This is a genomic window from Sinomonas sp. P47F7 (genome assembly GCF_049332655.1).
Lineage (GTDB): Bacteria > Actinomycetota > Actinomycetes > Actinomycetales > Micrococcaceae > Sinomonas.
On record NZ_CP186327.1, the window covers coordinates 1,069,319 to 1,094,355 of the forward strand.

Sequence of the window (25,037 nt, forward strand, 5' to 3'; positions counted from 1 at the left end):
GAACGAGTCCATGCCGCGCACCCGCGGCCAGAGTGATGGAGTTCCCCCGTGACGGACCATGCAGTTCCCGCAGCCTTCGTCGACCGGCACATCGGTGCCCGGCGCGACGAAGACATCAAGCACCTGCTGAACGCGGTCGGCTACGACAGCGCCGACGCCCTCGCCGCGATCGCGGTGCCGGACAGCATCAAGCAGGACGCCCCGCTCACTCTCTCCGCCGCACTCAGCGAGACGGACGCTCTCGCGGCGCTGCGTCGCCTCGCGGGGAAGAACAAGCCGCGCGTGCAGATGATCGGCCAGGGCTACTACGACACGGTCACGCCCGCCGTCATCCGCCGCAACATCGTCGAGAACCCCGCCTGGTACACGGCGTACACGCCGTATCAGCCCGAGATCTCGCAGGGCCGCCTCGAGGCGCTCCTGAACTTCCAGACCGCGGTCGAGGACCTCACTGGCCTCGAGATCGCGAACGCGTCCCTGCTCGACGAGGCGACGGCGGTCATGGAGGCCGTGCTGCTCATGCGGCGGGCGAACAAGAACAAGGAAGCCGCGGCCGGCAGGACGGTCCTCGACTCCGAGCTGTTCCCGCAGTCCATCGCGATCGTCACGGGCCGCGCCCGGGCGCTCGGCTTCGAGGTCGAGGTCGCGGACCTGTCCCAGGGCCTCCCCGAGGGGCCGATCAATGGGGTCGTCATCCAGCAGCCGGGCGCATCCGGCCTCGTCGCGGACGCGAGCGGGCTCATCGCCGCCGCGAAGGAGCGCGGCGCGATGGTCACGGTCGCCGCCGACCTCCTCGCGCTCACCCTCATCAAGTCCCCGGGCGAGCAGGGCGCGGACATCGCCGTCGGCAGCGCCCAGCGCTTCGGCGTCCCGCTCTTCTACGGGGGCCCGCACGCGGCCTTTATGTCGGTGCACAAGGGCCTCGAACGCCAGCTCCCGGGCCGCCTCGTGGGCGTTTCCAAGGATGACGCCGGCCGCCCCGCCTACCGCCTGGCCCTCCAGACCCGCGAGCAGCACATCCGCCGCGAGAAGGCCACGTCGAACATCTGCACGGCGCAGGCGCTCCTCGCGATCGTCGCGTCGATGTACGCGGTCTACCACGGGCCCGAGGGCCTCAAGGCGATCGCCGAGCGCACCCACCGCCACGCGCGCACGCTCGCCGCGGCGCTCGAGTCCGCGGGCGTCGAGCTCGCGCACCGCAGCTTCTTCGACACCGTCACCGCCCGCGTCCCGGGCCGCGCCGCCGCGCTCGTCAGGGCCGCCGAGGCGAAGGGCGTCAACCTCCGCCTCGTCGACGCTGACACGGTGGGCATCTCCTGCGATGAGACGACGACGGCGGACGTCGTCGCGACCGTCGCCGGCGTCTTCGGCGCGGGTCCCGCGGGCGACGGCGTCGACGTCGCCTCAGGCGGCACGGCTACGTCCAACCCGCCCACGCCGCCCGAATTCGGCCTCGTGGCGGGCGTCCTGCGCTCGAGCCGCTACCTGCGGCACCCGGTCTTCCACGCGCATCGCTCTGAGACGCAGCTGATGCGTTACCTGCGCCGCCTCTCCGACCGCGACCTCGCTCTGGACCGGACGATGATCCCGCTGGGATCGTGCACCATGAAGCTCAACGCGGCGGTCGAGATGGAGGCCATCACGTGGCCCGAGTTCGCGGGCATCCACCCGTTCGCGCCAGACTCGCAGACCGAGGGCTGGCGCGAGCTCATCGCCGACCTCGAGGCCGACCTCGCGACGATCACGGGCTATGACCAGGTCTCGATCCAGCCGAATGCCGGCTCGCAGGGCGAGCTCGCGGGCCTGCTCGCGATCCGCGGCTACCACCACTCGCGCGGCGAGGGCCAGCGCGACGTGTGCCTCATCCCCGCCTCGGCGCACGGCACGAACGCGGCCTCGGCCGTCCTCGCAGGCATGAAGGTCGTCGTCGTCGCCACCGCCGCGGACGGCACAATCGACCACGCTGACCTCGCCGCGAAGATCGAGGCGAACGCGGGCCGGGTCGCGGCCATCATGATCACCTACCCGTCGACGCACGGCGTGTACGACGCCGACGTGCGCGAGGTGTGCGACGCGGTCCATGCCGCGGGCGGCCAGGTCTACATCGACGGCGCGAACATGAACGCGCTCGTGGGGCTGGCCCAGCCGGGCAAGTTCGGCGGCGACGTGTCCCACCTCAACCTGCACAAGACGTTCTGCATCCCGCACGGCGGCGGCGGCCCGGGCGTGGGTCCGGTTGCGGCCCGCGCGCACCTCGCGCCGTTCATGCCGGGCGACGCCGCGGCGTGGGACGGCGGGGAGGATCTCCCGGTCTCGGCCTCGCGCTTCGGTTCCGCTGGCGTCCTGCCGATCTCGTGGGCGTACGTCAAGCTCATGGGTGGCGACGGCCTCACCGAGGCAACGAAGTCCGCGCTCCTCGCGGCGAACTACATCGCGAAGCGCCTCGACGCGCACTTCCCGGTGCTCTACACGGGCGAGGGCGGGCTCGTCGCGCACGAATGCATCCTCGACCTGCGTGAGCTCACGGCCAAGACCGGCGTGACGGCGGAGGACGTCGCGAAGCGCCTCATCGACTTCGGCTTCCACGCCCCGACCCTTGCGTTCCCGGTCGCGGGCACGCTCATGGTCGAGCCGACCGAGTCGGAGGACCTCGGCGAGATCGATCGGTTCATCGACGCGATGATCACGATCCGCGCCGAGATCGACCAGGTCGCGCACGGCGACTTCGCCGTCGCGGACTCGCCGCTGCGGCGCGCGCCGCACACGGCCGCCGCTGTGGTGAGCAGCGACTGGGACCGCCCGTACACTCGCGAGCAGGGCGCGTTCCCCGGGAGGACCCCGAGCCAGGACAAGTACTTCGCCCCCGTGGGCCGCATCGACGGGGCCGCGGGCGACCGCAATCTCGTGTGCGCGTGCCCTCCCCTCGAAGCCTTCGAAGAGAACTGAGACTGCTGTGACGACGGACATGACAACAGAGAAGCGCACGGCCCTCTACGCCGAGCACGAGGCCCTCGGCGCGAGCTTCACCGACTTCGGCGGCTGGCAGATGCCGCTCAAGTACGGCTCCGAGCTCGCCGAGCACCGCGCCGTCCGCGAGGCCGCTGGTCTCTTTGATCTTTCGCATATGGGCGAGGTCTGGGCCACGGGCCCGGATGCCGGCACGTTCCTCGACTACGCGCTCGTGGGCAAGCTCTCCACGATCGCGGTCGGCAAGGCCAAGTACTCGCTCATCTGCGCCGAGGACGGCGGCATCATCGACGACCTCATCGTCTACCGCGTCGCGGAGGAGGGCTTCCTGGTGGTCCCCAACGCGGGCAACGCGCCCACGGTCGCGGCCGAGTTCGAGGCGCGCCTCGCGGCGTTCGCGGCCGGTCGTGGGGCCGCTGCGGGTGTCACGCTCCGCGACGCGAGCGCCGAGACCTCGCTCATCGCCGTGCAGGGCCCGAACGCGGAGAGCATCCTCCTCGCGCTCGTGCCCGCCGAGCGCGCCGAGGCCGTGACCGGCCTCAAGTACTACGCCGCGATCGAGCTCGAGGCTGCAGGGGTTCCCGTGCTTCTAGCACGCACGGGCTACACGGGCGAGGACGGCTTCGAGCTCTTCGTCGCGAACGGCCGCGCTGCCGAGCTGTGGGCTGCGGTCCGCGCGGCGGGGGAGGGCCACAGCCTCGTTCCCTGCGGCCTCGCCTCGCGCGACTCGCTGCGCCTCGAGGCCGGCATGCCGCTGTACGGCAACGAGCTCTCGCGCGACGTGACGCCGTTCGAGGCGGGTCTGGGCGGAGTCGTCGCCTTGAAGTCCAAGGAGGGGGAGTTCGTGGGCCGCGCCGCGTTGCAAAGGGCGGCGCGGGTGGGTGAGTCAGTCGACGGCGCAGGCACCACGAGCGGCAGGCGTTTGGTGGGCCTTCGCGGCCTCGGTCGACGTGCCGGGCGCTCGCACTACCCGGTCCTCAAGGACGGCCAGGTCATTGGCGAGGTGACCTCGGGTCAGCCGAGCCCAACGCTCGGTTACCCGATCGCGCTTGCGTACGTCGCCGTCGAACATTCCGCCGTGGGCACCCGGCTCGACGTCGACCTCCGAGGCAAGGCCGAGCCATTCGAGGTTGTAGCACTCCCGTTCTACAAGCGCGCGAAGTAGCACTTTCACACCCACCCCCAACCCGAACCTGCGGCGCAGATGCCGCGGTAGCCGTTGAGCTGAGGAGAGTAAACCCATGAGCAAAGTCCAGACCGGCCTTCGCTATTCAGAGGAGCACGAGTGGCTCGACGTCGAGCAGAGCCCCGCGAAGGTTGGCGTCTCCGCCGTCGCCGCTGACGCTCTCGGCGACGTCGTCTACCTCGACCTGCCCGAGGTCGGCAGCGAGATCACCGCTGGCGCGACGTGCGGCGAGATCGAGTCCACGAAGAGCGTCTCCGATCTCTATGCCCCCGTGACCGGGACCGTCGTCGAGGTGAACCAGGAGGCGATCGACAACCCCGCGCTCGTCAACGAGGACCCGTACGGGGCCGGCTGGCTCTTCACGGTCGAGGTCTCCGCCGAGGGCCCGCTGCTCTCCGCCGAGGAGTACGCGTCGAAGAACGGCGGCGAGCTGTGAGCGCCGGAACGGCGGCTGAGACCGCAGAGTTCGTGCAGGTCCGCTCCGCCTCCCTCGACGCCGACATCGCCGAGCTCGACCCCGAGATCGCCGCGTCGATCGATGCCGAGCTCGGCCGCCAGCGCGGCGGGCTCGAGATGATCGCGTCGGAGAACCACACCGCGGTCGCGGTCATGCAGGCCCAGGGCTCTGTCCTGACCAACAAGTACGCCGAGGGCTATCCGGGCCGCCGCTACTACGGCGGCTGCGAGCACGTCGACGTCATCGAGCGTCTCGCGATCGAGCGCGTCAAGGCGCTCTTCGGCGCCGAGTTCGCGAATGTCCAGCCGCACTCGGGCGCCCAGGCGAACGCCTCCGTCATGCACGCCCTCATCAAGCCGGGCGACACGATCATGGGCCTCAACCTCGCCCACGGCGGTCACCTCACGCACGGGATGAAGATCAACTTCTCCGGCAAGCTCTACAACGTCATCCCGTATCAGGTCCGCGAGGACGACCACCGGATCGACATGGCCGAGGTCGAGCGGCTCGCCCTCGAGCACCGCCCGCAGCTCATCGTCGCGGGCTGGTCCGCGTATGCCCGCGAGCTCGACTTCGCCGAGTTCCGCCGGATCGCGGACGAGGTCGGCGCGTATCTCATGGTGGACATGGCCCACTTCGCGGGCCTCGTCGCCGCCGGCCTGCATGCGAGCCCGGTCCTGCACGCGCACGTCACGACGTCCACGACCCACAAGACCCTCGCCGGCCCGCGAGGCGGCATCATCCTCACGAACGACGCCGACATCGCGAAGAAGATCAACTCCGCCGTGTTCCCGGGCCAGCAGGGCGGCCCGCTCGAGCACGTCATCGCGGGCAAGGCCGTCGCGTTCAAGATCGCGGCCTCGCCGGAGTTCCGCGAGCGGATGGAGCGCGTGCTCTCGGGCGCGAAGATCATCGCCGAACGGCTCACGGCGGAGGACGTCAAGGCCAAGGGCATCGGCGTCGTCTCCGGCGGCACCGACGTGCACCTCGTGCTCGTGGATCTGCGGAACGCGGAGCTCGACGGCCAGGAGGCCGAGGACCGTCTTGCCGCGATTGACATCACGGTGAACCGCAACGCCGTCCCGTTCGACCCGCGCCCGCCCATGGTCACCTCGGGCCTGCGGATCGGCACGCCGGCGCTCGCGACGCGCGGCTTCGGGGAGGCCGCGTTCCGCGAGGTTGCCGACATCATTGCCGAGGCTCTCATCGCAGGCCGCGACGACGACCTCGCGCCGCTCAAGGACCGCGTCGACGCCCTCGCCGCGGCCCACCCCCTCTACCCGGGCGTGGACAACCTCGCCTGACCGTTGCGGGGTCCCGTCCCTCGCGTTGCGGGGTCCCGTCCCTCGGGTTGCGGGGTCCCGTCCCTCGCGTTGCGGGGTCTTTGTCCGAACTTTGACCCCGCAACCGTGGCCGCGGATCGATAATTGACTAGGGAAGGAATCCCGGCATGGCCGTCGGCGTCTTCGAACTCTTCTCCGTGGGCATTGGCCCCTCGAGCTCCCATACCGTGGGCCCCATGCGGGCCGGCGCGGTGTTCGCGCGCGAGCTTCGCGAGCGCGGCCTCCTCGATGACGTCGCGGGCCTGCGCGTGGACCTCTACGGCTCGCTCGCCGCGACGGGCCGGGGCCACGGCACGTTCACGGCCGTGCTCCTGGGCCTCGAGGGATTCGAGCCCGAGGAGATCCTCCCGGAGCAGGTCGAGGAGCGCCTCACCGCGATCGCCGAGACCGGCCGGCTCAACCTCGCGGGCGGCCGCGAGCTCGAGTACGGCGTCGAGGACGTGGTCCTGCACCCGCTCACGGTCCTGCCGCGCCACACGAACGGCATGAAGTTCCAGGTCTTCGGCTCACCCGAGGCGAGCAAGGCCGAAGCGGACGACGCCGGCGCGGGCCTGAGCGGGGCAGGCACCTTGGTCGGGGCTCCCCTTCTCCACGAGGCGACGTTCTTCTCCGTGGGCGGCGGCTTCATTGTCCGCGAGGGCGAGGAAGCGAGCGCGCAGAAGGAGCTCGACGAGTCCAAGAACGAGCTCCCGTTCCCGTTCCGGACGGCCGCGGAACTCCTGGGCCGCTGCGCGTCGAAAGGCCTCTCGATCAGCGACATCATGCTCATCAATGAGAAGGCCTCGCGCACGGAGGACGAGATTCGCGAGGGCCTTCTGCACATCTGGCGGGTCATGGAGGCCTGCGTCGAATCCAGCCTCAAGCGCGAGGGGCTCCTGCCCGGGGGACTCAAGGTCCGCCGTCGTGCGCCGGACTGGCACGAGCGGCTCCTCAAGGAGGACAAGGACCGCGCCCCGATCTACTGGCAGGAATGGGTCAACCTCATCGCGCTCGCGGTCAACGAGGAGAACGCCTCGGGCGGCCGTGTGGTCACGGCCCCCACGAACGGCGCTGCCGGAATCATTCCCGCAGTGCTCTACTACGCGCTCAACTACGCGCCCGGCATGGACAGCGCAACGCAGAAGGACAAGGACGACGTGGTCGTGAAGTTCCTCCTCGCCGCCGGTGCCGTTGGGGTCCTCTACAAGGAGCAGGCCTCCATCTCCGGCGCCGAGGTGGGCTGCCAGGGCGAGGTGGGGTCGGCGTCGTCCATGGCCGCGGCGGGTCTTGCCGAGGTCATGGGCGGCACCCCCGCCCAGGTCGAGAACGCGGCCGAGATCGCGATGGAGCACAACCTCGGCCTCACGTGCGATCCGATCGGCGGGCTCGTGCAGGTGCCGTGCATCGAGCGCAACGCGATCGCCGCCGCCAAGGCGATCAACGCCGCGAAGATGGCGCTGTGGGGTGACGGTTCGCACCGTGTCTCGCTCGACGAGGTCATCGTGACCATGCGCGAGACCGGCAAGGACATGAGCAGCAAGTACAAGGAGACCGCAATGGGGGGCCTCGCCGTCAACGTCGTCGAGTGCTGACGGCCCGGTAGAGGCCGGCATCCCATCGGCCGCGGCTGAGCCGGCCCCCTAAGCTGACTAGACTGGTTCCCGGCCCCCGAGACCTCAACGAAGGGATGCAGCCCCCTTGAGCAGCTTCACCGCACGCTTCGCGACCCCGGACGAGATCGAGCGCTGGGACGAGCACGTCACCGCGAATCCGAACGGCGGAAACCTGCTCCAGTCGGCGGCATTCGCGGCCGTCAAGCAGAACTTCGGCTGGGACGTCAGGTACCTCGTCCTCGAGGGCGGTCACGGCCCGAGCTACAACCTCGTGCTCGAGAAGTCGTTCCCCGTCCTGGGCCGCCTCTGGTACCTCATCAAGGGTCCGGACGTCGCGTCGATCGACCACGTTCCGCCCGCGCTTGAGGCCGTCAAGAAGTTCGTGGCGAGCGAGCGGCTCCGCGTGTTCGCGATCAAGGTCGAGCCGGACATCGTGGATTCCGAGGATGCGCGCGCGGTCCTCGCGGGCGCGGGGCTCGCGAAGTCGTTCAACCTCCAGCCGAACGATTCGACGGCCCTGCTCGACATCAGCCCCGAACCGAACCAGCTCCTGCGCAACCTTCACTCGCGGGGCCGGAACGCCGTGCGCCGTGCCGAGCGCGAGGGCGTCCAGGTCGAGGTGGCAGAGCCGACGCTCGCGAACTACCGGACCATGCATTCGCTCATGACCGGAACGCTCAACACCAAGTCTCGCAACGGCGCTCAGGTGCGCAGCTTCGAGTACTACCGCCAGTTCTGGACCGAGTTCACGTCCCGCGGCCAGGGCCGCCTGTATTTCGTGTACGAAAATGGCCGCCCGTCCGTCGGCGCGTTCGTGATCAACTACGGCCGCAAGGGCACGTACAAGGACGGCGGCTCGCTCCAGAAGCGCACCCAATACGGGGATTCGCATCTGGTCCAATGGACGGCGATCCAGGACGTCAAGGAGCTCGGCTGCACCGAATACGATTTCTGCGGCACGCCGCCCGCCGCGCAGCTCAAGGACCCCTCGCACCCGTTCCACGGGCTGGGGCTCTTCAAGACCTCCTTCTCGAAGACCGTGACCGACTTCGTGGGGGTGTGGGACTTTCCTGTCGACTCGACTCGCTACACGGCGTGGAACGCGGCCGGCGAGCGCGTCGCGCGCCAGCTCTACACTCGCCGCACGGGGCAGCAGTTCTACTGACGCGTAGTTTTACCGACCCGTCCAGCGGGGGAAAGTAGTTAGGCGTGGGAGTCGACAAGCGCGCCGGGAACCGACCCGAGGAGCGGAAGCCGACGACGGCGGGTGGGCCGCCCAGCGTCGCCGAACAGACGACGGCGGGTGGGCCGCCCAGCGTCGCCGAACAGGCGACGGCGGGTGGGCCACCCCTGCACACCCTTCCGCTCCCCGTGGGGAACTTCGGGGAGACGCCGCCCACGAAGCCGATCTCGCCCGCCCAGGTCCGGGCCAATGCCGCGGCCGTACGGGTTCTGCGGCGCCTCATCACGGGGGAGAACCCGCCCACGGCGCCGCTCTCGATCGTGGATCGGCTCGCCGGTAGCCCGTACGCGAACCCGCGGATCCAGGTGAGCGGCGTCGACGAGTCGGCGCGCCGCACGCTCGACTTCGCGCTCCTGCTCGCCGAGACGATGTTCCGCTACGGCGCGGGCGCCCTCGAGGTCGAGGCGTCAATGATCGCCGTGACCGCCGCACTCGGCCTCAAACACGTCGAGGTCGACATCACGAACCAGTCGGTCGCCATCAATTACTCGCCGCACGACCAGACGCCCATCTCGCTCCTGCGCGTCGTCCGGTCGTGGACCAGCAACTACGCCGGGCTCTCGCTCGTGCACCAGCTCGTGAGCGAGATCGCCGCGGGCGGGGTGGGGCGCGAGGAGGCGATGCGCCGGCTCCAGGCCATCACGACCCGTGCGAAGCCGTTTCCCAAGTGGGCCGTCACGGCCGCGTACTCGCTGTTCGCCGCGCTGTTCGTCGGCGTGCTCGGCGGCGGCCCGATGGCCTCGCTCGTCGCGTTCGTGAGCAACCTCGGCGTCTCGCTCGTGAGCCGTGCGATGGGCCGGATGCGGGTCCCGGACTTCTTCGCGACGCTCGCGAGCGCGTTCCTCGTGACGATCATCGCGCTGCTCATGTTCTGGGCCCAGATCACGATCTCTCCCGCGATCGTCGTGGTGGGCGGCATCCTGCTGCTCCTGCCGACGTCGCGGCTCGTCTCCGCGACGCAGGACGCAATCAACGGCTTCCCGGTCACGGCCGCGGGCCGGTATCTCTCGGCGTTCCTGACGTTCGCGGCCCTCGTTGCGGGCATCGCGGTCGCGTTCCTCGTGGGGGAGCTCCTCGGCGTGTCGCGGATCGACGTCACGCAGACGTTCCCGCCCGCGTATCCGTATTGGGTCCAGGTGGTGCTCATCGGCACGGCGGTCGCGGCGATCGCTGTCACCGAGCAGACGGCGAGGCGGCTTGTGCTGCCCACGGCCCTCGTGGGCCTCGTGGGCTATCTCGCGCTCACGGGCGCGCAGTACCTCGGCGTCGGCGACCGGATCGCGCCGGCCGCGAGCGCCGTCGTCATCGGTTTCCTCGCGCGGATCATCGCGCTGCGCATGGGGGCGCCGCAGCTCGTGGTCGCGGTGCCCGCGGCGCTCATCCTGCTGCCCGGTCTCACGATCTTCCGGTCGATGTATGTCGCGACGCTCGACTCGGCCCAGACAGCCTCGGGCGCCGGCGGGATGCTCACGGCCATGGCGATCATTCTCGGCGCAGCGGCCGGCGTGGTGCTCGGGGATCACCTCGCGCGGCCGTTCACGCGCGGCGCGGGCGCGGTGGAGCGCCGCCGCCGCACGGTCCGCCGCTGACCCCGCAACCTCAGATCTGGCCGACCGGGAGCTTCTTCTCCGCCTGGAACTGATCCTCGGCGCGCCCGTGGGCCCAGTAGCCCGAGAGGGAGAGCTGCTTGCGCGGGAGGTCCCGCTGCTTGAAGACGGCGCGGAGCTCCTTCATGGCCCCGCGCTCACCGTGGGCAAAGACACTCGGGTTCCCGGAGAGCCACTCGGCCTCGGCGATGGCCTCGGCCAGCACGAGCGTCTCGCCTGCGCGCTCGCCGTCCCGCGAGAGCCACCGGATGTCGATGCCCTGGGGCGCCGCGAGCTCGGGCGCATCGGCCGCCGAGCCGACTTCGAGGAACGCGATCCCCTTGGCATCCTCGGGCAGCGCCTCGAGGGCTGCTGCGATCGCGGGCAGGGCGGACTCGTCGCCCGCGAAGAGGTGCCACTTGGCCTTCGGATCGGGGGAGTACGCCCCGCCGGGGCCTGTGGCAACGATGCGGTCGCCCTCCTTCGCGCCGGCCGCCCACGGCCCCGCGATGCCCTCGTCGCCGTGCACCACGAAGTCGATCGCGAGCTCGCGCGCCTCCGGGTCGAATGACCGCACGGTGTAGGTGCGGGTCACGGGCCACTGCTCGCGGGGGAGCGAGTCCTTGAGCGCCGTGAGGTCCACGGGCCCGTCGGGCCACGCACCACCGGGAAGCGCATCGGGGAAGGAGATCTTGACGTATTTGTCGGTGAATCCGTTGTCCTCGAACGCGTCGAAACCCGGACCGCCGGCCACGACGCGCACAAGGTGCGGCGTGAGCCATTCAGTCCGCGAGACGACGAGATCAAGCGTCGGGCGGGGCTTTTTGGCGGGCGCCGCGGTCGTGATGCCTGAAGTCATGCGGCCCAGCCTAACCGTTTAGACCCATTCGATCGGGGAGGCCCGTTGCGCCTCGAGTAAAGAATTCGCGCGGCTGAACGGCCGCGACCCGAAGAACCCGCGGGCCGCGCTGAGCGGTGAGGGATGCGCGGTCGCGATGACGGGCGTCAGCCCGAGCAGCGAGCCCATCGACTGGGCGTCCTTGCCCCACAGGATCGCGACGAGCGGCAGGCCGCGGCCGACGACGGCGCGCACCGCCGCGTCTGTCACGGCCTCCCAGCCCGCTCGCCGGTGCGCCGCGGATTCGCCCGCCCGCACCGTGAGCACCCGGTTGAGCAGGAGCACGCCCTGCTCGGCCCACGCGGTGAGGTCGCCGTCCAAAGGTGCACGGCCGACGTCGTCCGTGAGCTCGCGGAAGATGTTCGCAAGGCTCCGCGGAAGCGGCCGCACGCCTGCGCCAACGGAGAAGCTGAGGCCCATCGCGTGCCCCGGCGTCGGGTACGGGTCCTGGCCCACGATCAGCACCTTGACCGCGGACAGCGGCTCGCGGAAGGCGCGAAGCACGGCGTCCGGGGGAGGGAGGACGGTCGCGCCGCCCGCGGCGTCTCCGGCAGCGGTGCGGAGCGCGTGGCGGAGCTCGCCCTCCACCGGGGCCAGCGCACGCGCCCACTCGGGGTGGACGAGGGCCGCGAGGGGCGCCTCCGCCATCTCGGCGAGCCGCGCTGCGGTATCCCCGGGGGCAGGGCCCTCCCCGGGGCTCGGGAGCTCGAACAGTGGCTCGGTCACGGCCCCGAGTCTTGCAGAATTCTGCGGGCCTCTCCAGCGCCTCGCGGGGCCACGAATGACAACCGTGTAGTTCGCTCCTACACTGGTTGAAGCCGACACGGAGATCATCCAGTCGAAGGGAGTAGCGCATGGGCGCAGCCGAGGCATTCGAGCCCGAGCATGCAGGGGTCAGCCGCCCGGCGGCCGCGGAACTCACCGAGCGCGAGGGCGAGATGCTCGCCCTCGAACGCAACTGGTGGAAGTACGCGGGAGCGAAGGAACAGGCCATCCGCGAGCTCTTCGATCTCTCGGCCACGCACTACTACCAGCTGCTCAACGCCCTCATCGACACCGAGGCGGCGCTGGCCCACGATCCGATGCTCGTCAAGAGGTTGCGTAGACTAAGGACGTCGCGTCAGCGCGCACGGACGGCTCGTCGCCTGGGCGGCAGCGCCTGAAGCCTGCCGCGTCCCCCCAGCAGAGCATTCGACGAGGACTCAACACGCTATGAGCCACTACCCCCGCGACGAATTCGATGACGTACTCGAGGCCCCGCGCCGTCAAGGCGTGCATCGCACGAAGGGTGCTGTCGAGACGGGCCGTCGGGGCATCGGGGGAGTGATCATCGCCGCGGCGATCGTCGTCATCCTCGTGGCCGCGGCCCTCTTCATCGTCCCCAAGCTCCTCGGCACGTCCGCCGCAACGGGTCCGTCGGCATCGTCTGGGTCGTCGACTCCCGCCTCGGCGAAGCCGTCCGGGACGCCGACTCCCACCCCCACGCCGTCGTCCACGCCGACGCCCACCCAGTCGGCGCCGGCGCAGGCCGACAAGACCCTCGCGGTGGGCGTCTACAACGCGACGTCGACGGCGGGCCTCGGCAACCGTGCCGCGGCGGCCGTTCGGAACGCGGGCTGGACCGTGGCCGCCGTGGGCAACTGGACAGGCTCGCCGGTGTCCTCCTCCGTGGTCTTCTACAAGGATCCGAGCCAGAAGGCGTCCGCGCAGGCGCTCGCCGCAGACCTCGGCATCGCGACGGTGCTCCAGGCGCAGCAGCTCGGTTACCCCCTCGCGGTCGTCGCGGGCCCGGGGTACGCGGGATAGTGGCGTTCGGCTCCCGGCTCGCACGCCGTCGCGGGGCGCTCGCCGCGGTCGCGGCGGGGCTTGCCGTGGGGCTCGCCGCGTGCGGGGCCGAAGCCGGGAACGCGCGGCTCGCGCACACCGAGGCCTCGGGCGACGGCGTGCTGCGGATTGGGCTCCTGCTCGACAACGCCGGCAATCAGGTGTATCTCAACGACGCTCAGCGCGCCGCGGTGGAACTCGCGGTCCAGCAGGCCAACGCCGCGGGCGGCCACAAGGGCCGGCCCATCGAGCTCATCCCTCCCGCGCCGTCCACGGACACCGCCGCAGCCGCGCGGCAGCTCGTTGCGGCGAAGGCGGACGTGGTCATCGGACCCACGGACTCGAGCCACGCGCCGGGAGCGATCGACGTGCTCGACAAGGCCAAGACCGTCCTCATCTCGCCCGCCAACCTCGACGACGAGCTTTCGGGCTATCCGAGCGGGGGCTACTACTTCCGCACGTCCCCGACCGAGTCCTCGGAGGGCGCGGCCCTCGCCGCGCTCGCGAAGGCCGGCGACGCGAAGCGCGTCGCGGTGCTGCGGCAGAAGGGCTCGTACGGGCAGGCGGCCGGCGACGCCGCGTCGTCGTCCGTCAAGGCGAATGGCCTCACGGAGGGCGGAAGCGGTGAGTTCACGGGGCACGACGCGCGCGCGGCGGCCACCGCCGCGCTTGCCGCGGGGGCGGACGCCGTCGTCGTCATCGCGCGGGACGATCCCCAGGCGGTGCTCGCCCAGGTCCACGATGCGGGCGTGCCCGGCTCGAAGCTCGTGCTCTCGGACGGGCTCATTGCCAAGTACGGATCGGGCCTCGCGAGCGGGGCGCTCGACGGCGCGCGCGGCCTTGTGCCCGGGCTGTACCCGAGCGCGGCGTTCCAGGCGGACATGCTCAAGCAGGCGCCGAGCCTCATCGACATGACGTTCGCGCCCGAGGCCTACGACGCGGCCGCTCTCGCGATCCTCGCCGCGGGCGCCGCGCAGGACGACGGCGGCCCCTCCATCGCGTCGCACCTCATCGCGGTCTCAGGCGGCACGGCGGGCGTCTCCGAGCCGGAGAAGCGGCAGAAGTGCGTGGTCCTGACCGACTGCCTCGCGCTCGAGTCGAAGGGCACGTCGATCAACTACGACGGCCAGTCCGGGCCCGTCGCCTTCGACGAGAACGGCGACATCACGACCGCGAACTTCACCGTGTTCCGGTACAGCGCGGACAACACGGGGCGGCAGGCGGGCACGCAGGCCGTCGCACGCTGACCCCCGCCGCTCGGCCGGCCATCGGGTTCGGGGCTCGGGTCGCGAGTCTTCGCCCGGGCAGAATGAGGGCCGCGCGCTTGCACTCGACCGTGCCGAGTGCTAATTATTGACCTAGCACTCCCACAGGCAGACTGCTAAGCAAGCGGGGCCGCACGGCTCGGCAGGCAGCGTCCGTCCGCGGGAGGAAGGGAACACCACGCTGGGGTGAGGCGTCAGCCAACCGGGAACGGAACGGGAGGCGGGCGCCGGCCGTCGCGGGCGCTGCAGCGGGTGCGCTCACCACACACCGTCCCGAAAGGACAGATAGCCGTTATGGCCAAGATCATTGCATTCGACGAAGAGGCCCGTCGCGGCCTCGAGCGCGGCCTCAACACGCTGGCCGATGCTGTCAAGGTCACCCTCGGCCCGCGCGGCCGTAACGTCGTCCTCGAGAAGAAGTGGGGCGCCCCCACGATCACGAACGACGGCGTCTCGATCGCCAAGGAGATCGAGCTCGACGACCCGTACGAGAAGATCGGCGCGGAGCTCGTCAAGGAGGTCGCCAAGAAGACTGACGACGTCGCGGGCGACGGCACCACCACCGCCACCGTTCTCGCACAGGCCCTCGTCAAGGAAGGCCTCCGCAACGTGGCCGCCGGCGCCGACCCGCTGTCGCTCAAGCGCGGCATCGAGAAGGCCGTCGAGGCCGTGACGAAGGAGCTCCTCGAGTCCGCCAAGGAGATCGAGACCAAGGAGGAGATCGCCGCGACCGCGTCCATCTCCGCCGGCGACACCCAGATCGGTGAGCTCATCTCCGAGGCCCTCGACAAGGTGGGCAAGGAAGGCGTCATCACCGTCGAGGAGTCGAACACGTTCGGCCTCGAGCTCGAGCTCACCGAGGGCATGCGCTTCGACAAGGGCTACCTCTCGGCGTACTTCGTCACCGACGCGGAGCGCCAGGAGACGGTCCTCGAGGACCCGTACATCCTCATCGTCAACTCGAAGATCGGCTCCGTGAAGGATCTCGTCGCCGTCCTCGAGCGCGTCATGCAGGCCAACAAGCCGCTCCTCATCATCGCCGAGGACGTCGAGGGCGAGGCCCTCGCGACGCTCATCGTCAACAAGCTCAAGGGCACGTTCAAGTCCGTCGCCGTCAAGGCCCCGGGCTTCGGCGACCGCCGCAAGGCCATGCTCACCGACATCGCGATCCTCACCGGTGGTCAGGTCATCGCCGAGGAGGTTGGCCTCAAGCTCGAGAACGCCACGCTCGACCTCCTGGGCAAGGCCCGCAAGGTCGTCGTGACGAAGGACGAGACCACGATCGTCGAGGGTGCTGGCGACGCCGAGCAGATCGCCGGCCGCGTCTCGCAGATCCGCGCCGAGATCGAGAACTCCGACTCGGACTACGACCGCGAGAAGCTCCAGGAGCGCCTCGCCAAGCTCGCCGGCGGCGTGGCCGTCATCAAGGCGGGCGCGGCCACCGAGGTTGAGCTCAAGGAGCGCAAGCACCGCATCGAGGACGCCGTCCGCAACGCGAAGGCCGCCGTCGAGGAGGGCATCGTCGCCGGTGGTGGCGTGGCCCTCATCCAGGCTGGTGCCAAGGCGTTCGCGAACCTCGCGCTCGAGGGCGACGAGGCCACGGGTGCCAACATCGTGAAGATCGCGATCGAGGCTCCGCTCAAGCAGATCGCGTTCAACGCTGGCCTCGAGCCGGGCGTCGTGGCGGACAAGGTTCGCCAGCTGCCCGCTGGCCACGGCCTCAACGCGGCGACTGGCGTCTACGAGGACCTCCTCGCCGCTGGCGTCAACGACCCGGTCAAGGTGACCCGCTCTGCGCTGCAGAACGCCGCCTCGATCGCCGGCCTGTTCCTCACCACGGAGGCCGTCGTGGCCGACAAGCCGGAGAAGAACGCTCCGGCCATGCCGGGTGGCGACGACATGGGCGGCATGGGCGGCTTCTAGCCCCCACACCGTCTCGGGTACAGATGTCCGGGCGCGACAGCGTTTCGGGTACAGATATCCGGGCGCGACAGCGTTTCGGGTACGCGAGGCGGGCCGTGAGGCACGACGGCGGGGTCCCCACTCAGGTGGGGGCCCCGCCATCGTTCGTCTCGGGTACGCCAACTCCGCCCATGTCCCGTTTCGGGTACGCCAACCCCGCCCATGTCCCGTGTCGGGTACGCCAACTTCACTCGGGTGCGCAAGCTTCCGTACCCGACCGTCCGCACTGCTGTGTGACCGTTCCTGAGAGGCACAGCCGTTGGTGACGCGGGACGGTCAAGCCTCCGAGGGACGGTTGAGTGGCGACACGGGACGGTTATGCATTGCGGCTACGGTTGGCCTGCCAGCGGGACGTCGACCGGCCGGGCGCAGCTCCGAAGCCCGCAAGACGGCGGGGTCCCCACTCGGGTGAAGCCCGCGGTTGTCCGTCTCGGGTGCCGCCAACCCCACGCTAGAGCCGTCTCGGGTACGCCAACTCCCCAGAGGCGCGCAAGTTGCCGTCCCGAGAGTGGATGGGGCGGGGTTGCTGTACCCGAGAGGGGATGGGGCGGGGTTGCTGTACCCGAGAGGGGGATGGGGCGGGGTTGCTGTACCCGAAAGGGGGATGGGGCGGGGTTGCTGTACCCGAGACGCAAAGAGGGGGCCGGGGGAGTGTGGGAGGCCTTGTGCCTTACGCTTCCGGAGTTCCTTGGTGGAAGCGGAGGCGCCAGCGCCCTTCTGTTCGCTGCCACAGCGAACTGCGGAGACTCGAGCCCTCCGCGCTCTCGGTTCGGTACACAATCTGGATGACGTCGGGACCGAGCGGTGTCGCGTCGAGGAGCTCGAACGCGACGCTCAGCTCCGGGTTCTGCACGAGCGCGTCGACGGTCTCGTCGCGATCCCAGAGGCGGCCCGATTGCCCGATCTCGCGGTACTCGGGGTGCAGGAGATACGCGAGCTGGCCGAAGTCAGCACGGGTCTCAGGGTCGAGGAGCTCCTGCTCGAGTTCGACGACCGCGTCGAGGTCAAGCTGGCCGGGAAACGTCCCCTCGACGGGCCCCTCGGTCACGGGAAGCTCGCTGAACAAGTCAGCTTGGACGGGCTCAACCTCCTGCGCGACGGCCGCCGGCGCGGTGGCCGCCCGAGTGCGGGACGGGACGTGAACGGGGGCCTCCGCTGACACACCGACGGCACCCTCGAACCCCGGCCCTTCGACCGGCGCGACCCCGGCCTGATACGCCGTCGCGCACGCGCGCGCCCGCTCGTCGGCGGCCTCGTTGAGCGAATGCCCGGCATGGCCCTTGACCCATTCGAACGTGTAGGAGCGGCCCACGAGCTCCTGGTCAATCTGCCGCAGCAGGTCGACGTTGAGCACGGGCTTCCCGTCCGCCTTCTTCCAACCCCGGCGCTTCCAGCCCGGCATCCACTTCGTCACGCAGTTGATGACGTACTGGCTGTCGCACAGAATCCGGAGGTGCTCCTCGGGCACGTGCGCGGTCGAGCGGAACAGATCGAGCACCGCCATGAGCTCGCCCTGATTGTTCGTGCCGTGCGGCCAGCCGCCGGCGTGCCAGCGGTCGTCGTCCACGTACCAAGCCCATCCGGCGGGGCCGGGATTTCCGAGGGCGGAGCCGTCTGCGGCGGCGGTGATCGTCATGCCGACCATCCTGCCAGACGCGACCGACACGCCATCGCAGCGGCCCCGGCCCCCCAGCCCGCGGCCAGGCTATTGGAACAGCCGCGCGTTGCTGCCCTCGACCTCGGAGTAGGCCGAACTCGCGTGCCACAGCGCCGCGGCGATCGCGTCGAGCGTTGTATGCACCTGAGACTCGGCTGCGCCCCACTGCGCCACGACGGCCTGGAAGTTCGTCGCCGCTTGACCCTGCCAGCTCCCCTGGAGGTCCTCGAGTGCGCCCCTCATGCCGAGCACCTCGGCCCGGAGCCGTTCAATCGTCGCGGCGACCCTCTGGGCGCTCGCGTCCATGTGTTCGGTATCGGCCTTCAGCAGTGCCATGATTCAGCCCCCTCGTGCGGGCGGGCCCCCTGCCCGCCGTCACCACGAGCCTAGGGAGCCGAGCAGGCACGCCGCAGCCGCCCGCCGTCGTATGTGGACAACTCAGCGGGTCGGGGATCCTTCGCGGGGAATTGACGGCGCCCCGGGCCCGGCCTGCGGCGCGCCAGGCCCCGCAGCCGCACGCCCCGCCTTGGGCGGCTCGGCAGGCGGCTCGGGAATGGGCTTGAACGGCAGCTCGATGACAAACGTTGCCCCGCCGCCGGGCGTCGTCCGGTGGCGCACCCGCCCGCCGTGCGCCCCGACGATCGCGGCGACGATCGCAAGCCCGAGCCCCGTCCCGCCCGTTTCGCGCGTGCGCGACGTGTCAGCGCGGTAGAACCGCTCGAAGATCTTGGGTGCGTCCTTCTCCGAGATCCCGCCCCCATGGTCACGCAGCTCAAGCACCGAGACCCGCCGGTCGCCGTCGTTCCTGACGCCCACGGCGATCTCAAGCGGCGTCCCAGGCGCCGAGTACGCGAGGGCATTGCCCATGAGGTTGCCCACGACCTGCCGCAGCCGCCCCTCGTCGCCGAGCGCGGGCGCGGCGGCCGGGCCGTGACCGTCGCTGAGCCCCACGAGCCGCACGCTCCGGTCCGGAGCCGACGCCTGGGTGTCCACGACGGCGTCGTGGCCGATCGGGAGCAGGTCAACGGGCCGCAGGACCACGGGTCGCTGCTCGTCGATGCGCGCGAGCGTGAGCAGGTCCTCGACCATCGTGCCCATGCGCTTCGCCTCGCTCTCGATCCGGCCCATCGCGGTCCCCACGTCGGTGGGCGTCGAGAGCGCCCCGTGCCGGTACAGCTCGGAGAAGCCGCGGATGGTCACGAGCGGGGTCCGCAGCTCGTGCGACGCGTCGGAGACGAAGCGCCGCATGCGCGCCTCGGACTCGGTCCGATCCTGGAAGGCGCGCTCGATGTGAGCGAGCATCGCGTTGAGCGAGGAGGAGAGCCGTCCGAGCTCCGTGCCCGGGGCCTCCTCGTCGACGCGTTGGGAGAGATCTCCCGCGGCGATCGCGGCGGCGGTCTTCTCGACGCGGCGCAGCGGTCGGAACGCGCGCGTAACGGTCCACGACGCCACGAAGAACACGAGCGCAAGCGCGAGCACCCCCACGACGATCTCGAGCAGGAGCGTGTGGTTCATCGCGTCGTCGACGCTCGTGAGCGGCAGCGCGATGAGCATCGCGGCGCGCTCGCCGGTGCTCGTGATCCGAACGGGGATGGCGATGTAGCGCCAGTCTGAATCGTGGTCGGTCCCGTTGGCCTGCCGGATGGTCTGGCTCGACTGCATCTGCTGCGCCTGATCGGCTGTGAGCGTCGGGACGTCGGGCCGCACCTCGTTCGAGTTCGCGACCGGGTAGATTCGCGGCGGCGCCCCGGCCGTGTACAGGACGAGCGTGTAGTCGGACGGCATGATCGGATTGCGCGTCGTGAGGAGGTCGATGTCCTGGTTCTGCCGCGCGTAGTCCGAGGCGTCAAGCAGCTTCGCGTCGACTTGGCTGACCAGGAACGTGTGCAGCTGGGTGAGGGTGCCAGCGCTCGTGAAGACGATCGCCGCCGTCAGCAGCACCATCATGATGGCGACGAGCTGAGAACGCAGCGACGCCTTCTTCCAGCGGGCTAGCACGTCAGCGCTTCTCCGCCGTCCTGAGGACGTAGCCCACGCCGCGCTTGGTCTGGATGAGGCTCGGCCCGTTGGCGTCGACCTTGCGGCGCAGATACGAGATGTAGGACTCCACGATCGAGGCGTCGCCGTTGAAGTCGTACTCCCACACGTGGTCGAGGATCTGCGACTTCGAGAGCACCCGGTTCGGGTTGAGCATCATGTACCGCAGGAGTTTGAACTCGGTGGGGGAGAGGTCGATGGTCAGGCCGCCGCGTCGTACTTCGTGGGCGTCGTCGTCGAGCTCGAGGTCGTCGACGCGGATCACGGCGTCGTCGTCGAGGACGGGCTGCGTGCGCCGGAGCACGGCGCGGATGCGCGCCACGACCTCGTCGAGGCTGAACGGTTTCGTCACGTAGTCGTCGCCGCCGACCGTGAGGCCCTGCACCTTGTCCTCGGTCTCGTCCTTCGCCGTGAGGAACAGGACGGGCACGTAGCGGCCGGACGCGCGGAGCTTGCGGGTCACCGTGAAGCCGTCCATGTCGGGCAGCATGACGTCGAGCACCATGAGGTCCGGCGCGTGCTCCTCGGCGGCGCTCAGGGCCTCGCGACCGTTGCTGGCCGCGACGACCTCGAACCCCGCGAAGCGCAGGGAGGTCGAGAGGAGCTCGCGGATGTTCGGCTCGTCGTCGACGACGAGGAGCTTGGCTTCGGGTCCGGTCTTCTTCACTCTCCCATCGTGCGCTCAGTTTCTGTGAACCGGCTGGATGTACTCTGTGTGCGGAACGCGGCGCGGCTGGGCGGCGGCTTGGCGCCCCCGGTGCCTATTCGGGGCGGTTGGAGGACGCGCCGTTGTGCGTGAACGGCGTGGAGACGCCGGCGTACGCGAGGTGGAACATCATGCCGTCCCGCGCGTGGGCGAGGTTGTGGCAGTGGTCCATCCAGATTCCTGGATTGTCCGCCGTGAGCAACACGGTCCAGACCTGCCCTGGCCGGACCTCCATGCTGTCCATGCGAAGGTCTGCGGCGACCTGCCGTCCGTCGATCGAGAGGACGCGCACGTGGTGCCCGTGCGGGTGCATGGGGTGGATCTCGTCGCTCCGATTGACGATCGTCACGAGCACGCGCTCGCCGTCCCGGACCACGAGCGGCGGGATGTTGGGGTACACCGCGCCGTTGACCGTGAACGCGAAGCGCGGCACCCCGTCGACGAAGCGGATGAGGTGGTCGAGCACGTACGTCGCAGAGGCGTCCGCGCGAGGTGCCGGCGCCGCGGCCCGGGCGCCATAGCTCGCGAGGTCGAGCTCGGGTCCGGCGGCGAAGCGCGGCGCCCCCGCCGTCGCGCCGGGCGGCACGAGCGTGAGCCCACCCGAGCGCGCTCCCTCGAGCGCGAGCTGGACGGGGTGGTCGGGCATCGTGAGGACGACGTCGTAGCGGCCTCCCGCGGCGAGCGGCAGCACGGTGCCGCTCAGCTCGCCAGACGGGCCGTCGACGGCGGCGAGGTCGCCGCCGTCGACCGCGGCGAGGCGGAACGACGCCCCGGCGAGACTGAAGCGCTGGGTGAGCTGGTCCGTGTTGATGAGCCGCAGCCGCACGTGCGAGCCGGGCGCGGCCTGCTGCGTCCACGTGCGGGCGTGGCTTCCGAACAACGTCGCGCCACCGAGGCTGTGCACGGGCACCGTGAGGTCCAGAACCCCCGGTGTCGGCCCGCCCGCCGGATCGACGACGAGCGCCCCGTACAGCCCCTTGGGCTCGTCGGCGGACGCGTTCTGGTGCGTGTGATACCAGTACGTGCCGGCCTGCGCCGCGGGGAATTCGTACGTGAAGGTCTGGCCCGGCATGACCGCGTCCTGCGTCACGCCCGGCACGCCGTCCATCGCGTTGGGGACGTCGTAGCCGTGCCAGTGCAGCGTGACGCCATCCGCGACGCTCTCGTTGACGAGCGTCACGCGCACGGTCTCCCCCTGCACGGCCCGCAGCTCGGGCCCGGGCAGCGAGCCGAACGTGAGCGCGTCTACGCTCGTGCCGTCGTCGAGGGTCACGCGCTCGGAGCGCGCGTGGAGTGTGAACCGGCGCACGGGGCCGGTGGGGGCGGGGCCGCGGAGCGCGTCGACGCTGCGCGCGGGAGCGGGCGAGTCGGAGCCCGCGCTCGCCTCCAGGTGGTGACCGGCGAACGCGAACGACGACGGCCCCGCGGCCCGGCTGTCCATCCACGAGACCGCGAGCGCCCCCACGAGCACGGCGACGCCAAGCCCCCCGACCGCGATCGCGCCGGGGTTCCGCCAGCTGCGGCGGAATCCGAGCGCGCCAGCGGCTGTCCCGAGCAGCGCGAGCGCCGCGAGGACGGCCAGCGGGAGCCAGCCCGCGGGCGTGCCGAGCGTGACGACGGCGAGCAGCCCCGCCGTCGTGAGCGCTGCCGCCGCGGTGAGCCCGGGACGGACGACGGCGCGTGCCCACCGTGCGCGGGCTAGCGCGCCGGTTGCCAGCTGACCGGTTGCCACCGCACCCGCGCCGGCCACGGCGCCGGGAAGAGTGAGTGCGAGGCACCCGGAGAGCCGATCGTCCACGAGTTCGGGCCGCGCCGTCGCGAGGACGGCGAGCCTGACGCCCGCGAGGAGCACCCCGAGCCCTCCTGCTGCGAGGGTGCTCCACGCGGGAAGCCACCCGGGCGCCGACGGACGTTCCCGGACGATGCGCGCGGCGAGCGCGGCGATCCAGGCTGCCGCGCAAGCGGCCGCGAGGATCAGATCGATTCCGAGGACGGCGGACGGCGCCACGGGGCCCGGCCTTCGGGCAGATCAGGCCGAGGTAGGGAGGGCCGGCTCCTTGACCCTCTTGACCCGCTCGGCGCTTCCGGTCCGGTTGAGCCGCCGGGCGCGGAGGAAGAGCCAATAGGTCGAGAAGATGATGAGCAGGCCGGTGACGGCGTGGACCGACACGGCCCACGCGCCGGGCAGGTTCGGCGCCTCACGGCTCGCGCCGGTCAGGATCCCGCCCACGATGAAGACGAGGAGCTGAACCCACGTGAGGAGGAAGATGCCGACCGTGAGCCAGATGGTCGACTTTCCTGCCCGTGCGAGCGCCGCGACGAGGATCGCGAGGAGCGCGAGGGACCGCATGACGATCTGGCCGTTGAGCATGTGCGGCGTGAAGGACTCGTCACCGACTACCTTCTCGCCGAAATTCCCGAAGCCGGCGAGGTAGAGCTGGACGATGGTGTCGAGGAAGAGGAGGGCGGAGATGACAAGGAAGGTCTTGCGCATGAGGGGGTCCTTGACAACAGAGTGCGGGCGAGAAAGCGCCGAAATGCGCCGCAGACTCCCCGGCGAGGGTCCCCTTGGTTGCGGCAGTTGGCAGGTCCCAGCGCCTCCCATGCTAGGGCTCGTCGAAGCCCTTGGCCAGAGGTTCGGCCAATTGATGGAATAAATAGGGACTTTAGTCCTTGGCGAGATCGCCGGCGTCGAGAATGCGGTACGCGTAGCCCTGCTCCGCGAGGAAGCGCTGGCGCTTCGCGGCGAACTCCTGGTCGAGCGTGTCGCGGGCCACGAGGGCGTAGAAGCGGGCCGAGCGACCGTCCGCCTTGGGCCGGAGGAGCCGCCCGAGGCGCTGGGCCTCCTCCTGCCGCGAGCCGAACGAGCCGGAGACCTGCACCGCGACGGAGGCCTCCGGCAGGTCGATCGAGAAGTTCGCGACCTTCGAGACCACGAGCCGGCTGAGCTCGCCCGCACGGAACGCGTCGAACAGCCGCTGCCGCTCCTTGACGCTCGTCGAGCCCTTGATCACGGGTGCGTCGATCCGCTCGCCGATCTCGTCGAGCTGGTCGATGTACTGGCCGATCACGAGGAGCTGATCTCCCGCGTGCCGCCGCACGATCTGCTCGACGACCTGGTTCTTGGTCTCGCTCGACGCGCACAGACGGTACTTGTCGGCGTCGTCCGCCATGGCGTACGCCATGCGCTCGTCGCGGGGGAGGTCCACGCGGACCTCGACGCAGTCGGCGGGCGCGATGTAGCCCTGCGCCTCGATGTCCTTCCACGGCGCGTCGTAGCGCTTGGGCCCGATGAGCGAGAAGACCTCGCCCTCGCGCCCGTCCTCGCGCACAAGCGTCGCCGTGAGCCCCAGCCGGCGGCGGGCCTGGAGGTCCGCCGTCATGCGGAAGATCGGCGCAGGGAGAAGGTGCACCTCGTCGTACACGATGAGGCCCCAGTCGTTCTTGTCCACGAGTTCGAGATGGGGATACAGGCCGCCGCGCTTGACCGTGAGCACCTGGTACGTCGCGATCGTGACCGGCCGGACCTCCTTGACCGAGCCCGAGTACTCGCCGATCTCCTCCTCCGTGAGGCTCGTGCGCTTGAGCAGCTCGTCCTTCCACTGGCGCGCGGCCACCGTGTTCGTCACGAGGATGAGCGTCGTGGTCGACGACTGCGCCATCGCGGCCGCGCCCACGAGCGTCTTCCCCGCGCCGCACGGAAGGACGACGACGCCGCTGCCGCCGGCCCAGAAGTTCTCCGCTGCGAGCTTCTGATACGGGCGGAGGCTCCAGCCCCTCTCCTCGAGCGCGATCGGGTGCGGGGTGCCGTCCACGTAGCCGGCGAGGTCGTTCGCGGGCCAGCCGATCTTGAGCAATGCCTGTTTGAGCTGGCCGCGCTGGGACGAATGCACCACGACCGTCTCGCCGTCGATGCGCGGTCCGAGGAGCGGCCCGATCTCCTTGGCCCGGAGGACTTCCTCGAGCACGGGGTAGTCGTCGGTGCGCATCACGAGGCCGTGCTGGGGGTCCTTCTCGAGCCGGAGCCGGCCGTAGCGCGACATGGTGTCCTCGATGTCGATGAGGAGCGCGTGCGGGACCGGGAAGCGCGAGTAGGTGAGGAGCGTGTCGAGGACCTTCTCGGCGTCGATTCCCGCCGCGCGCGCGTTCCACAGCCCGAGCGGCGTCACGCGGTACGTGTGCACGTGCTCGGGGGCGCGTTCGAGTTCGGCGAACGCCGCGATCGCGTGGCGCGCCTCGGTGGCCTGCGCGTGGTCGACCTCGAGCAGGATCGTCTTGTCGCTCTGGACGATGAGCGGGCCGTCGGTCATAGGG

Annotated in this window: 20 protein-coding genes; 11 read left to right on the forward strand and 9 right to left on the reverse strand. The window is 70.4% G+C overall.

The window, feature by feature from the left end; genetic code table 11:
* The first annotated feature begins 48 nt into the window (after nt 1-48).
* From gcvP to ACOKR1_RS05240, 7 genes are all read left to right on the forward strand, one after another.
* Nucleotides 49-2,946: an aminomethyl-transferring glycine dehydrogenase gene (gcvP, locus tag ACOKR1_RS05210; RefSeq protein ID WP_422935662.1), complete on the forward strand. Its 2,898-nt coding sequence runs from the start codon at nt 49-51 to the stop codon at nt 2,944-2,946.
* A gap of 19 nt (nt 2,947-2,965) precedes the next feature.
* Entirely contained in the window at nt 2,966-4,132 is a 1,167-nt protein-coding gene (gene gcvT / locus ACOKR1_RS05215) for a glycine cleavage system aminomethyltransferase GcvT (RefSeq protein WP_422935663.1), read from the forward strand.
* Nucleotides 4,133-4,208: 76 nt separating this feature from the next.
* Nucleotides 4,209-4,589 (forward strand): glycine cleavage system protein GcvH, encoded by a 381-nt coding sequence (gene gcvH / locus ACOKR1_RS05220; protein WP_415855946.1) that lies wholly within the window; start codon nt 4,209-4,211, stop codon nt 4,587-4,589.
* Nucleotides 4,586-5,914 (forward strand): serine hydroxymethyltransferase, encoded by a 1,329-nt coding sequence (gene glyA / locus ACOKR1_RS05225; RefSeq protein WP_422935664.1) that lies wholly within the window; start codon nt 4,586-4,588, stop codon nt 5,912-5,914. The genes gcvH and glyA overlap by 4 nt, the downstream gene beginning before the upstream one ends.
* Nucleotides 5,915-6,060: 146 nt before the next feature.
* A complete protein-coding gene (locus ACOKR1_RS05230; protein WP_422935665.1) occupies nt 6,061-7,524 on the forward strand; it encodes an L-serine ammonia-lyase in 1,464 nt (487 codons plus the stop codon).
* A gap of 106 nt (nt 7,525-7,630) precedes the next feature.
* Nucleotides 7,631-8,710, forward strand: a complete 1,080-nt coding sequence (locus ACOKR1_RS05235) for a lipid II:glycine glycyltransferase FemX (protein WP_422935666.1) — start codon at nt 7,631-7,633, stop codon at nt 8,708-8,710.
* 206 nt (nt 8,711-8,916) lie between these two features.
* Nucleotides 8,917-10,377 carry a threonine/serine ThrE exporter family protein gene (locus ACOKR1_RS05240; RefSeq protein ID WP_422936557.1) on the forward strand — a complete coding sequence of 487 codons (1,461 nt, stop codon included), beginning with the start codon at nt 8,917-8,919 and terminating at the stop codon, nt 10,375-10,377.
* A 10-nt stretch (nt 10,378-10,387) separates the two neighbouring features.
* On the opposite strand, the gene ACOKR1_RS05245 is transcribed toward ACOKR1_RS05240, so the two are convergent.
* Both ACOKR1_RS05245 and ACOKR1_RS05250 read right to left on the reverse strand, forming a co-directional pair.
* Complete coding sequence (locus ACOKR1_RS05245) at nt 10,388-11,233, reverse strand: siderophore-interacting protein (protein ID WP_422935667.1); 846 nt, start codon at nt 11,231-11,233, stop codon at nt 10,388-10,390.
* A gap of 18 nt (nt 11,234-11,251) precedes the next feature.
* Entirely contained in the window at nt 11,252-11,920 is a 669-nt protein-coding gene (locus tag ACOKR1_RS05250; protein WP_422936558.1) for a uracil-DNA glycosylase, read from the reverse strand.
* A gap of 206 nt (nt 11,921-12,126) precedes the next feature.
* Between ACOKR1_RS05250 and ACOKR1_RS05255 the strand changes: the two genes are divergently transcribed.
* The 4 genes from ACOKR1_RS05255 to groL all read left to right on the forward strand — a co-directional run bounded on the left by ACOKR1_RS05255 (nt 12,127) and on the right by groL (nt 16,284).
* Nucleotides 12,127-12,435 (forward strand): DUF3263 domain-containing protein, encoded by a 309-nt coding sequence (locus ACOKR1_RS05255; protein ID WP_422935668.1) that lies wholly within the window; start codon nt 12,127-12,129, stop codon nt 12,433-12,435.
* Nucleotides 12,436-12,484: 49 nt separating this feature from the next.
* Nucleotides 12,485-13,078 carry a LytR C-terminal domain-containing protein gene (locus ACOKR1_RS05260; protein WP_422935669.1) on the forward strand — a complete coding sequence of 198 codons (594 nt, stop codon included), beginning with the start codon at nt 12,485-12,487 and terminating at the stop codon, nt 13,076-13,078.
* Entirely contained in the window at nt 13,078-14,343 is a 1,266-nt protein-coding gene (locus ACOKR1_RS05265; protein ID WP_422935670.1) for an ABC transporter substrate-binding protein, read from the forward strand. Before ACOKR1_RS05260 ends, ACOKR1_RS05265 begins: the two co-directional genes overlap by 1 nt.
* Nucleotides 14,344-14,655: 312 nt before the next feature.
* Complete coding sequence (gene groL, locus ACOKR1_RS05270) at nt 14,656-16,284, forward strand: chaperonin GroEL (protein ID WP_422935671.1); 1,629 nt, start codon at nt 14,656-14,658, stop codon at nt 16,282-16,284.
* A 709-nt stretch (nt 16,285-16,993) separates the two neighbouring features.
* On the opposite strand, the gene ACOKR1_RS05275 is transcribed toward groL, so the two are convergent.
* From ACOKR1_RS05275 to ACOKR1_RS05305, 7 genes are all read right to left on the reverse strand, one after another.
* Nucleotides 16,994-17,959 (reverse strand): RNase H family protein, encoded by a 966-nt coding sequence (locus ACOKR1_RS05275; protein ID WP_422935672.1) that lies wholly within the window; start codon nt 17,957-17,959, stop codon nt 16,994-16,996.
* 69 nt (nt 17,960-18,028) lie between these two features.
* A complete protein-coding gene (locus tag ACOKR1_RS05280; RefSeq protein WP_422935673.1) occupies nt 18,029-18,316 on the reverse strand; it encodes a WXG100 family type VII secretion target in 288 nt (95 codons plus the stop codon).
* Nucleotides 18,317-18,418: 102 nt separating this feature from the next.
* Nucleotides 18,419-19,978, reverse strand: a complete 1,560-nt coding sequence (locus ACOKR1_RS05285; RefSeq protein WP_422935674.1) for a sensor histidine kinase — start codon at nt 19,976-19,978, stop codon at nt 18,419-18,421.
* A gap of 1 nt (nt 19,979) precedes the next feature.
* Entirely contained in the window at nt 19,980-20,684 is a 705-nt protein-coding gene (locus ACOKR1_RS05290; RefSeq protein ID WP_422935675.1) for a response regulator transcription factor, read from the reverse strand.
* A gap of 94 nt (nt 20,685-20,778) precedes the next feature.
* The gene (locus ACOKR1_RS05295; protein WP_422935676.1) at nt 20,779-22,731 is read right to left on the reverse strand and encodes a multicopper oxidase family protein; all 1,953 of its coding nucleotides are present in this window, start codon (nt 22,729-22,731) and stop codon (nt 20,779-20,781) included.
* A gap of 21 nt (nt 22,732-22,752) precedes the next feature.
* Nucleotides 22,753-23,217 carry a DUF6220 domain-containing protein gene (locus ACOKR1_RS05300; protein ID WP_422935677.1) on the reverse strand — a complete coding sequence of 155 codons (465 nt, stop codon included), beginning with the start codon at nt 23,215-23,217 and terminating at the stop codon, nt 22,753-22,755.
* 172 nt (nt 23,218-23,389) lie between these two features.
* On the reverse strand, nt 23,390-25,033 hold the full coding sequence (locus ACOKR1_RS05305) for a DNA repair helicase XPB (RefSeq protein WP_422935678.1): 1,644 nt from the start codon (nt 25,031-25,033) through the stop codon (nt 23,390-23,392).
* Between the last annotated feature and the right edge of the window lie 4 nt (nt 25,034-25,037).

Coding starts and splice junctions, on each gene's coding strand:
- gcvT (WP_422935663.1), top strand. CDS start 2,966: ATGACAACAGAGAAGCGCACGGCCCTCTACGCCGAGCACGAGGCCCTC.
- gcvH (WP_415855946.1), top strand. CDS start 4,209: ATGAGCAAAGTCCAGACCGGCCTTCGCTATTCAGAGGAGCACGAGTGG.
- ACOKR1_RS05230 (WP_422935665.1), top strand. CDS start 6,061: ATGGCCGTCGGCGTCTTCGAACTCTTCTCCGTGGGCATTGGCCCCTCG.
- ACOKR1_RS05245 (WP_422935667.1), bottom strand. CDS start 11,233: ATGACTTCAGGCATCACGACCGCGGCGCCCGCCAAAAAGCCCCGCCCG.
- ACOKR1_RS05250 (WP_422936558.1), bottom strand. CDS start 11,920: ATGGCGGAGGCGCCCCTCGCGGCCCTCGTCCACCCCGAGTGGGCGCGT.
- ACOKR1_RS05255 (WP_422935668.1), top strand. CDS start 12,127: ATGGGCGCAGCCGAGGCATTCGAGCCCGAGCATGCAGGGGTCAGCCGC.
- ACOKR1_RS05260 (WP_422935669.1), top strand. CDS start 12,485: ATGAGCCACTACCCCCGCGACGAATTCGATGACGTACTCGAGGCCCCG.
- groL (WP_422935671.1), top strand. CDS start 14,656: ATGGCCAAGATCATTGCATTCGACGAAGAGGCCCGTCGCGGCCTCGAG.
- ACOKR1_RS05275 (WP_422935672.1), bottom strand. CDS start 17,959: ATGACGATCACCGCCGCCGCAGACGGCTCCGCCCTCGGAAATCCCGGC.
- ACOKR1_RS05280 (WP_422935673.1), bottom strand. CDS start 18,316: ATGGCACTGCTGAAGGCCGATACCGAACACATGGACGCGAGCGCCCAG.
- ACOKR1_RS05300 (WP_422935677.1), bottom strand. CDS start 23,217: ATGCGCAAGACCTTCCTTGTCATCTCCGCCCTCCTCTTCCTCGACACC.
- ACOKR1_RS05305 (WP_422935678.1), bottom strand. CDS start 25,033: ATGACCGACGGCCCGCTCATCGTCCAGAGCGACAAGACGATCCTGCTC.